This is a genomic window from Actinomadura fibrosa (genome assembly GCF_900659615.1).
Taxonomy (GTDB): domain Bacteria; phylum Actinomycetota; class Actinomycetes; order Streptosporangiales; family Streptosporangiaceae; genus Spirillospora; species Spirillospora fibrosa.
This window is the reverse complement of sequence record NZ_CAACUY010000319.1, coordinates 1-8,896: the sequence shown is the minus strand read 5'-3', so window position 1 is coordinate 8,896 and position 8,896 is coordinate 1. Positions and strand designations below refer to the sequence as shown.

Annotated in this window: 7 protein-coding genes; 5 read left to right on the top strand and 2 right to left on the bottom strand. The window is 72.0% G+C overall.

Features of this window, described 5'->3' with window-relative positions:
• The first annotated feature begins 406 nt into the window (after positions 1-406).
• Together E1300_RS44530 and E1300_RS44525 are read left to right on the top strand one after the other, a co-directional pair.
• Positions 407-1,396, top strand: a complete 990-nt coding sequence (locus E1300_RS44530; protein WP_370785970.1) for a carbohydrate ABC transporter permease — start codon at positions 407-409, stop codon at positions 1,394-1,396.
• Positions 1,393-2,463, top strand: coding sequence for a carbohydrate ABC transporter permease (locus tag E1300_RS44525; RefSeq protein ID WP_242619793.1), 1,071 nt, complete (start codon positions 1,393-1,395; stop codon positions 2,461-2,463). Before E1300_RS44530 ends, E1300_RS44525 begins: the two co-directional genes overlap by 4 nt.
• Positions 2,464-2,603: 140 nt before the next feature.
• Here E1300_RS44525 and E1300_RS44520 read toward each other — a convergent pair whose 3' ends face one another.
• A complete protein-coding gene (locus E1300_RS44520) occupies positions 2,604-3,881 on the bottom strand; it encodes an ABC transporter ATP-binding protein (RefSeq protein WP_131763313.1) in 1,278 nt (425 codons plus the stop codon).
• Positions 3,882-4,033: 152 nt separating this feature from the next.
• On the opposite strand from E1300_RS44520, the gene E1300_RS44515 reads away from it, so the two are divergent.
• A complete protein-coding gene (locus E1300_RS44515) occupies positions 4,034-5,074 on the top strand; it encodes a LacI family DNA-binding transcriptional regulator (protein ID WP_242619792.1) in 1,041 nt (346 codons plus the stop codon).
• On the opposite strand, the gene E1300_RS44510 is transcribed toward E1300_RS44515, so the two are convergent.
• The gene (locus E1300_RS44510) at positions 5,067-5,846 is read right to left on the bottom strand and encodes an SDR family NAD(P)-dependent oxidoreductase (RefSeq protein WP_242619791.1); all 780 of its coding nucleotides are present in this window, start codon (positions 5,844-5,846) and stop codon (positions 5,067-5,069) included. The two genes, E1300_RS44515 and E1300_RS44510, sit on opposite strands and share 8 nt — an antisense overlap.
• A gap of 464 nt (positions 5,847-6,310) precedes the next feature.
• On the opposite strand from E1300_RS44510, the gene E1300_RS44505 reads away from it, so the two are divergent.
• Both E1300_RS44505 and E1300_RS44500 read left to right on the top strand, forming a co-directional pair.
• On the top strand, positions 6,311-7,543 hold the full coding sequence (locus E1300_RS44505) for a DegT/DnrJ/EryC1/StrS family aminotransferase (RefSeq protein ID WP_131763311.1): 1,233 nt from the start codon (positions 6,311-6,313) through the stop codon (positions 7,541-7,543).
• A 184-nt stretch (positions 7,544-7,727) separates the two neighbouring features.
• Complete coding sequence (locus tag E1300_RS44500; RefSeq protein WP_131763310.1) at positions 7,728-8,735, top strand: NAD-dependent epimerase/dehydratase family protein; 1,008 nt, start codon at positions 7,728-7,730, stop codon at positions 8,733-8,735.
• Positions 8,736-8,896: the final 161 nt, after the last annotated feature.

Below are 8,896 nucleotides of genomic sequence, written 5' to 3'. Positions count from 1 at the left end.
TGACGCGCACCCCAGTCAACGTCACCGTCACCGGCGCCGCGGGCCAGATCGGCTACGCGCTGCTGTTCCGCATCGCGTCCGGTCAGCTCCTCGGCGCGGCCGGGGCCGCGAGCGGCTCACCCCGCCGTCCTGGCTGGCGCTGCTGTTCCTGCTGCCCGCGCTGCTGGTGCTCGGCTTCCTCGTCGTGTACCCGATCGTCTACACGGTGATCCGCAGCTTCTTCGACGCCGCGGGCGACTCGTTCGTCGGCGTCGACAACTACACCGGGATCTTCCAGGGGCACGACAACATCGTCGCGGTGCGCAACACGGCGATCTGGGTCGTCGTCGGGCCCACCGTCGTGACGATCATCGGGCTGCTGTTCGCCGTCCTCACCGAGCGGATCCGGTGGTCGACGGCGTTCAAGATGGTCGTGTTCATGCCGATGGCGATCTCCTTCCTCGCCTCCGGCGTGATCTTCCGGCTGGTGTACCAGCAGGACCCGGACAAAGGCGTCGCGAACGCGGTCCTGGTCGGCGTGCACGACATGTTCAAGAGCGACCGCACCTACCCGGGCGCCGGGCCCCGCGGCGGCGGGAACCAGCCCGTCCGCGACGAGGGCGGCGCGGTCGTGACGACCGGCTCGTTCTCCGCCGGGCAGAGCGCGCTCGTCCCGCTGCTGAAGGTCAAGCCCGAGTACCTGCCGGAGGACGCGAAGCCGGCCGCGCGGCCGCCCGCGTCCGCCCCCGGCAAGCTCACCGGGACCGTCTGGTTCGACTTCACCAAGGGCGGCGGCGGCCAGCAGAACGCCCCGAACGCGGGGGAGAGCGGCCTGCCGGGCATCCGGGTCGAGGCCGTCCAGAACGGCAAGGTCGTCGCCAAGGCCACCACGAAGGACGACGGCACGTTCACGATGGCGAAGGTGCCGTCCGGCGCCGTCACGGTCCGGCTGCCCAAGGACAACTTCACCGCGTCCTACGGCGGCGCCGAGTGGCTCGGCAGCACGCTCATCACGCCCGCGATCATCGGGTCGTACCTGTGGGTGTGGTCCGGGTTCGCGATGGTGCTGATCGCCGCCGGGCTCGCCGCCATCCCGCGCGACGCGCTGGAGGCGGCCCGCGTCGACGGCGCGACCGAGTGGCAGGTGTTCCGGCGGGTGACGATCCCGCTGCTGGCGCCCGTGCTGATGGTCGTGCTGGTGACGCTCACCATCAACGTGCTGAAGGTCTTCGACCTGGTGTTCATCATCGGCGGCGGCGATCCGAACGCCAGCGTGCTCGCCCTGCAGATGTGGACCGAGTCGTTCGGCGGCGGCAACGACCCCGGTGCCGGCAGCGCGATCGCCGTGCTGCTGTTCGTGCTGGTGCTGCCCGCCATGCTGTTCAACATCCGGCGACTGCGGCAGGAGCGCAAATGAGCACCGCGGACGGCACGGGACGGGACGTCCCCGGGACGGACGCCGCGAACGGCGCCGCCGAGACGAGGGACACCACAAGGGACACCGGGAGGCACGCGGCGAAGGCCACCACGACGGGCGGCGCGAAGGCCACCACGACGGGCGGCGCGAAGGGCGGCACCGCGAACGGCGGCGCCGGCAACGGGGCCGCCGGGGCGCCGCGGCGCAGCGTCGCCGCCCGGATCGTCGGGCGGCTCGGCGGCGGCGTCGCGCAGGCGCTGCTGGTGCTCATCGCGATCTTCTGGCTGGTGCCGACGCTCGGCCTGCTGGTGGAGTCGCTGCGCACCAACGAGGACAACAACGCCAGCGGCTGGTGGAAGGTGTTCTCCGAGCCGTCGCAGCTCACCTTCGGCTCCTACTCCGCCCTCCTCGACAAGCCGGACTTCGTCGACTCCTTCTGGAACACCATCCTCATCACCGTCCCCGCGACGGTGCTGGTGGTGGCGCTCGCCTCGCTGGCGGCGTACGCGTTCGCCTGGATGGAGTTCCCCGGCCGCGACTGGCTGTTCCTGCTGGTGGTGGCGCTGCTGGTCGTCCCGGTGCAGGTGGCGCTGCTGCCGGTCGCCAAGCTCTACGGCAAGATCGAGTTCGGCGGCTTCACGATGTTCGGCTCGGTCACCGGCGTGGTGCTGTTCCACGTCGCGTTCGGCCTGCCGTTCGCCATCTTCCTGCTCCGCAACTTCTTCGCGGCGATCCCCCGGGACCTTTTGGAGGCGGCGCGGATGGACGGCGGCTCCGAATGGACGATCTTCCGGCGGGTCATCTTCCCGCTGGGCGGGCCGGCGATCGCGTCCCTCGGGATCTTCCAGTTCCTGTGGGTGTGGAACGATCTGCTCGTCTCGCTGGTGTTCGCCAACACCGACTCCCAGCCGATGACGAAGTGGCTCCAGTCGCAGATGCGGCAGTTCACCGGGAACATCGACATCCTCGCGCCCGGCGCGTTCCTGTCGCTGATCGTCCCATTGGTCGTGTTCTTCGCGTTCCAGCGCTACTTCGTGCAGGGCGTCCTCGCGGGCTCGGTGAAGTGACGCGCCGCGCCTGACGCGTCCCGCTTGACGCGTCCCGCCTGACGCGCCGCGCATATCGCGGAACGGCGACGCCCACGACCCGCAAGGGGCCGTGGGCGTCGCCGTTCGTGCTCTGTGCCGTTCGTGCTCGAAGCCGGTCGTCAGCCCTTGCGCAGGTCGGGGGCGTCCTCGACGGTGTCGGCCGGGGCGTCGACCGCGGTGTCCACGGCGGCGGCGTCGGAGTGGCCGATCGCGAGGCCGCTGGCCGGGTCGAAGAAGTGCAGGCGCTTGGTGTCCACGGCCAGGTTCACGTCCTGCCCCGGGCGCACGTGCGAGCGGGAGTTGACGCGGGCCGTCCACAGCGCCTTGTTCTCGATCAGCGGGATCGCCATGTCGGACTCGCCCTCGGAGGCGTCCTCGGCGAGGTCGGCGGTGTCCTTGTGCTCCACCGGCGGCGCGTCGATGGTGAAGATGACGTTGATCTCGCTGCCGAGCTCCTCGGTCACGCTGCTGCGCACCGCCATCGGCGCCCACTCCGGGTTGGCGTGCGCGGCGTCCTCGAAGTCGGACGGCCGGATGCCGAGGATGACCGAGCGGCCGATGTAGTCGGCGAGGCCCGGCTTGCTCCGCAGCAGCGCGTCCGCCACCGGCAGCGTGAACCCGGCGAAGGACACCTGGACGCCGCCGTCGCCGCGCGTCAGCTCCGCGGAGACGAAGTTCATCGCGGGGGAGCCGATGAAGCCCGCCACGAACAGGTTGACGGGGTTGTCGAACAGCCGCTGCGGCGTGTCGACCTGCTGGAGCTTGCCCTCGCGCAGCACGCACACCCGCGAGCCGAGCGTCATGGCCTCGACCTGGTCGTGCGTGACGTAGACGGTGGTGACGCCGAGCCGCTCGTGGAGCTGGCTCAGCGAGGCGCGCATGGACACGCGCAGCTTGGCGTCCAGGTTGGACAGCGGCTCGTCCATGAGGAACGCCTGCGGCTCCCGGACGATCGCGCGGCCCATCGCGACGCGCTGCCGCTGGCCGCCCGACAGCGCGGCGGGCTTGCGGCCGAGGAACTGCTCCAGGCCGAGCATCTTCGCGGCCTCGTGCACCTTCTGCTTGATCTCGGCCTTCGGCGTGCCGCGCAGCTTCAGGCCGAACGCGAGGTTCTGCTCGACCGTCATGTGCGGGTACAGCGCGTAGTTCTGGAACACCATCGCGATGTCGCGGTCCTTCGGCGCCAGGTCGTTGACGACCTGGTCGCCGATGGAGATCTTGCCGCCGCTGATCTCCTCCAGGCCCGCGATCATCCGCAGCGCGGTCGACTTGCCGCAGCCGGACGGGCCCACCAGGACCATGAACTCGCCGTCGCGGATCTCCAGGTCGAGGCCGTCCACGGCCTTGACGCCGCCCGCGTACACCTTGTCCACCCGGTCCAGCACGATCTTGGCCATCGAATCCCCTTCCGATGGAAACGTTTCCCATCAATCCCCGACAAGCAGGGCATTCACCTCAGTGGGGAGAGTAAAGCGCATGGAATCGTTTCCAGGGGAGGGGGCGCCATGAGAAGATGATCGAAAAGAGGCGGGAAACCGGGAGGTGCGCGGTGGCGGAGCGGCGAACGGCGACGATCAAGGACGTCGCGGCCGCGGCGGGCGTCGGCATCGCCACGGTCTCCCGTGTCTTCTCCGGCACCGGCTCGGTCGGCGCGGCGACCCGCGAGCGCGTGCTCGCCGCCGCCCGCGAGCTGGACTACCGGCCGAGCGCCCTCGGCCGCGGCCTGAAGACGCGGCGCAGCGGCGGCATCGGCCTCATCGTCCCCGACGTGACCGACCCGTTCTGCGCCGAGCTCGTCGCGGGCGTGCTGGCCTGCGCGCGGACCCTCGGCGAGCACGTCATCGTGGACGCCGCGCACGGCGACCCCGCCCGCGAGGCCGAGATCCTCGACCGGCTCGTCGAGCAGCGCGTGGACGGCGTCATCGCGCTGCCCGCCGGCCGGGCCGCCGACTGGCGCGCCGCCGCCCGCGTCTGCTCCAGCGTCGTGTTCGCCGACCGCGTCCTGCCGGGGCTGGAGGAGGTCCCGTCCGTCCTCGCCGACGACGCCGGCGGCGTCCGGTCCCTCGTGGAGTACCTCGTCGGCCTCGGGCACCGCCGGATCGGGTTCCTCGGCGCCGCCGCCGCGGGCGCCGCCCCCGGCGTCCGCGAGCGCGCGTTCCGCGACACCCTCGGCCAGCTCCGCGTCCCCGTCGACGAGGACCTCGTCGTCGCCGCCCGCCCCGCCCGCGACGCCGCCTACGCGGCCGCCGCCGGGCTCCTCCAGCGGCGCGCGGACGTCACCGCGGTGCTCGCCGCCGGGCACCTGCTCGGCGAGGCCGCCGTCCTGGTCGCCCGCGAGCTGGACCTGCGGGTCCCCGCCGACGTCTCCATCGCGATGGTCGACGACGTCGCGTGGGCCGAGCTGTGCGACCCGCCGCTCACCGCGGTGGCCCGCCCCGCCCGCGACATCGGCTACCGCGCCTGCGAGCTGCTCCTGCGCGACCGCGCCCGGCGGGGGAGGGGCGGCCCCGTCGTGCTGCCCACCGAGCTGGTCGTCCGCGGGAGCTGCGGCGCCCTCCGCGCGGCCCGCCCCCGGCCCGGCGTCAGGTGAACGCCATCCCCCCGTCGACCGCGATGGCCTGGCCGGTGATGAAGCCGGCCCGGTCCGAGGCGAGGAACGCGACCGCCTCCGCCACGTCGGCGGGCGCGCCCAGCCGCCCGAGCGGGACGCGCCCGGCGTAGTCGTCCTTCACCGCGGACGGCACCCCCTCGTGCCGGTCGGTCGGGATCCAGCCCGGGGCGACGTAGTTGACCGTCACCCCGTGCGGGCCGAGCTCGCGCGCCCAGGACCGGGTCAGGCCGAGCTGCGCCGACTTCGCGGCCACGTAGGCGCTGGACCCCGCGGGCGCGAGCTCCACCACGTCCGACCCGACGTGGACGATGCGGCCGTGCCGGCGCCGTTTCATGTCGGCCACGGCGCCCCGGGCGAGGAGGAAAGGGCTTTTCACGAAGAATTCGAGCTGCGCGAGCACGTCCTGCCAGCGCAGCTCGTCCAGCGGAATATCCGGCTGTGGGCCGGTCGCGTTGAGCACCAGCACGTCCACCGGGCCGAAGGACTGCACGACGCGCCGGTGCAGTTCGGCCGCCTCGGCCTCGTCGGTGACATCGGCCTGGAAAGCCTCCGCCCGCCCCCCGCCCGCCACGATCCGCCCGCGCAGCGCCGCGGCCGCCTCCGCGTCGCGCAGGAAATTGAGCGCCACGGCGAAACCGTCGCGGGCGAGCGCCGCCGCGATGGCGGCCCCGAGACCCCGCGAGGCGCCGGTCACCAGCGCGGTCCCGCTGCTCATCCGCTCCATCTCGCCCATCGCGTCCCAGGCCTCCACTGGACGGTCGTCGTCGGACGGCGCCCGGACGACCGCGGGACATGGGGGTCATGTCCGGCGGCCGCATTGTTCCGGCGCCACGGCTCGCATGTGAATATGGCGGCAAAACGGGAAATGCCGCCCGCATTTGACCCGCCATTTAATTGGACCATAGGAGCTTTACCTTCGACTGGTGCGTGGAGACGTACATCGAGAGCGGGTTACTCTTTTCTTCCCCCGGGTCGATACCGATCGGGATCAGAACTCGATTACGATCGACTCTAGAAGCGCGAGTGAGATCACGCATCCGGTAGATCTCCCGCGGCGGCAACTTCAAATTGTATTTACCTTTCGCCGGTCCGGTGTTGACGACCGCTCGCACCGGGCCACGCCCCCGCGGACCCCCGCGGGGCGGGCGGATCCCCGCGCGGCGATGCGCCGGCGCGCTTCGGACGGCGGCAGCGACCAAGGAGGCGAGCGCCGTAATGGACTATGTGGTGCCCTACAGCGGAATCTCCAACCGGCTCGGAGAGGAGGAGATCGCGGCGGTGACCGCCGCCCTGCGCCAGGACACCCTGGCGATGGGCCCGCGCGGCGCCGAGTTCGAGCGGCTGCTGGCCGAGCGGCTCGGCTCCCCGCACGCCCAGGCGACGAGCTCGTGCACGACCGCCCTGTTCCTCGCCGCGCAGGTGCTCGGACTGGAGCCCGGCGACGAGGTCATCACCACACCGCAGACCTTCTGGGTCACCACCTGGCCGCTCCAGGCCCGCGGCTGCGTGGTCAGATTCGCCGACATCGACCCCGACAGCCTCAACATCGACCCCGCCACCATCGAGCCCCTCATCACCGAGCGCACCAAGTCCATCTGGGTCGTCCACTACGGCGGCCAGGCCGTCGACATGGGCCCCGTCATGGACATCGCGCGCCGGCACGGCCTCACCGTCGTCGAGGACTGCGCGCACGCCGCCGGCGCCACCTACGAGGGCCGCGCCCTCGGCACCATCGGCGACATCGGCTGCTTCAGCTTCCACTCGCTGAAGAACATGACCACCGGCGAGGGCGGCGCCTTCGTCACCGGCGACGACCGCTACGCCGAGATGGCCCGCGCGCTCGGCACCATCCACAACTGGGGCCGCATGACCGAGCGCGGCGTCCCCGCCATCGGCCCCTACCGGCAGCCGCCCTACTACCGCGACGCGCACGTGCTGCGCTCCTACACCCACGACTACGCCGACGGTCGCTACCTCGTCGGCAACAACTTCCGGATGAGCGAGCTGAGCGCCGCCCTCGGCGCCGTCCAGCTCGGCAGGCTCGACCGGCTCAACGACCGCCGCCGCGAGATCGCGCACCGGCTCGACGACGGGCTGAACGCCGTGCCCGGCATCGGCGTCCAGAGCGAGAAGCCCTACGCCCACCACGTCTACCACCTGTACACGCTCTTCTACGAGCCCGAGATCGTCGGCGCCTCGAAGGACGACTTCATCAGGCACCTGCAGGAAGAGGAGGGCATCGAGATCGTCATCCGCTACTTCCCGATCCACCTGCTCCCGGAGTTCCGGGCGCTCGGCCACCGGTACGGCGAGTGCCCGGTCGCCGAGAAGACCTACTTCGAGCACCAGATCCAGCTCCCGATCTACGACCACCTCACCGACGAGCAGGTGGAGCACATGATCGGCGCCGTCCGGCGCGGCGTGGAGGCGCTCGGCGGCGGCCGCTGACCGCGCCCGCCCGCCTCCCGTCCGCGACCGCCGCTCTCCGTCCAGGCGCGCATGCCCGTCCGCGCGCCCGCCCGCGCACGCCCGCACACCGCGGGCCCGCCCGTGCACGCCCCGACCGGCGCGTGCACGACCGTCCCACCCCCAAGCGCCCCGCCCGGGGCGCACGATGTCTGGAGTCAGGTTCATGAGCACCAACGCGTTCGACACGAGCCCCCCGAGCGACGACGACGTCGCCGTCACCGGAGGGTCCGGCTTCGTCGGCGGCCATCTCGTGGCCATGCTGGCCGAGCTCGGCAAGAACGTCACCATCGTCGACCTCAGCTATCCCCCGCCCGAACTGGCCGCCCTCCCCGGCGTCCGGTACCGGCGCGCCGACCTGCGCGACTACGGCGACGCGCTGCTGGCCCTGCGGGGCGTGCACACTGTCTTCCACCTCGCCGGGAACGCCAGCGGCACCAAGTCGGTCGAGTACCCGCGCTTCGACTTCCAGGTCAACGGCCTCGGCACCTGCAACGTCGGCAACGCCTGCGCGGAGCTCGGCGTCAAGCGGCTGGTCTCGCTGTCCTCGGCGATCGTCTACGGCACCCCGCAGCACTTCCCCATCAGCGAGGACCACCCCACGCGGCCGTTCCTGCCGTACGGCGCGTCCAAGTACTCCGGCGAGCTGACCCTGCGCAGCATGCACGACGCGGTCGGCCTGCCCGTCGTCATCGGGCGCCCCTTCGTCATCTACGGGCCGCGCGAGGACCCGCGCTCCGCCGGCGGCGAGGTCTCGCAGTTCCTGCGCTGGCAGCTCAACCAGCTCCCGATCCCCGTCGTCGGCGACATCGACCGCAAGACGCGCGACTTCGTCCATGTCACCGACGTCTGCTCGGCGCTGCTCACGCTCGCCGAGTCCGGCGTGCCCGGCGAGGCCTACAACATCGGCAGCGGACGCGAGGTCTCCATGCGCGAGCTCGCCGACGCCGTGGCCGGCGCCACCGGCCGCCCCGCCCGCCTGGAGGTCGACGACTCCATGCTGGAGGACAGCTTCCGGCTCGTCGCCGACATCTCCAAGCTGGAGGCCATCGGCTACCGGCCCCGCGTCGAGCTCGCGGACGGCCTCCGGTCGCTCGCCACCGAGCTCGGCCCGTTCCCCGAACTGCCCACCGCGACCGTGGCGTTCCGCCGCGAGGACGCCGTGAAGTCATGAGCCCGACGGAGTCCGGCGCCCGGCGCCGGGCTTTCCATCACCGCATCACCGTTTAGGAACGTTCCAAAGAAGGGGCCGGGCCCCGGCCACCCGCCTCGGCGGGCGGCCCGGGCACCACCGGCCGCCGGGCCGGCCGGGCTCCCACCCGGCCGAACGCCTCC

Excerpts from the sequence above, each read along its gene's own strand:
- E1300_RS44530 (WP_370785970.1), top strand. The coding sequence starts at position 407 with ATGGTCGTGTTCATGCCGATGGCGATCTCCTTCCTCGCCTCCGGCGTG.
- E1300_RS44525 (WP_242619793.1), top strand. The coding sequence starts at position 1,393 with ATGAGCACCGCGGACGGCACGGGACGGGACGTCCCCGGGACGGACGCC.
- E1300_RS44520 (WP_131763313.1), bottom strand. The coding sequence starts at position 3,881 with ATGGCCAAGATCGTGCTGGACCGGGTGGACAAGGTGTACGCGGGCGGC.
- E1300_RS44505 (WP_131763311.1), top strand. The coding sequence starts at position 6,311 with ATGGACTATGTGGTGCCCTACAGCGGAATCTCCAACCGGCTCGGAGAG.
- E1300_RS44500 (WP_131763310.1), top strand. The coding sequence starts at position 7,728 with ATGAGCACCAACGCGTTCGACACGAGCCCCCCGAGCGACGACGACGTC.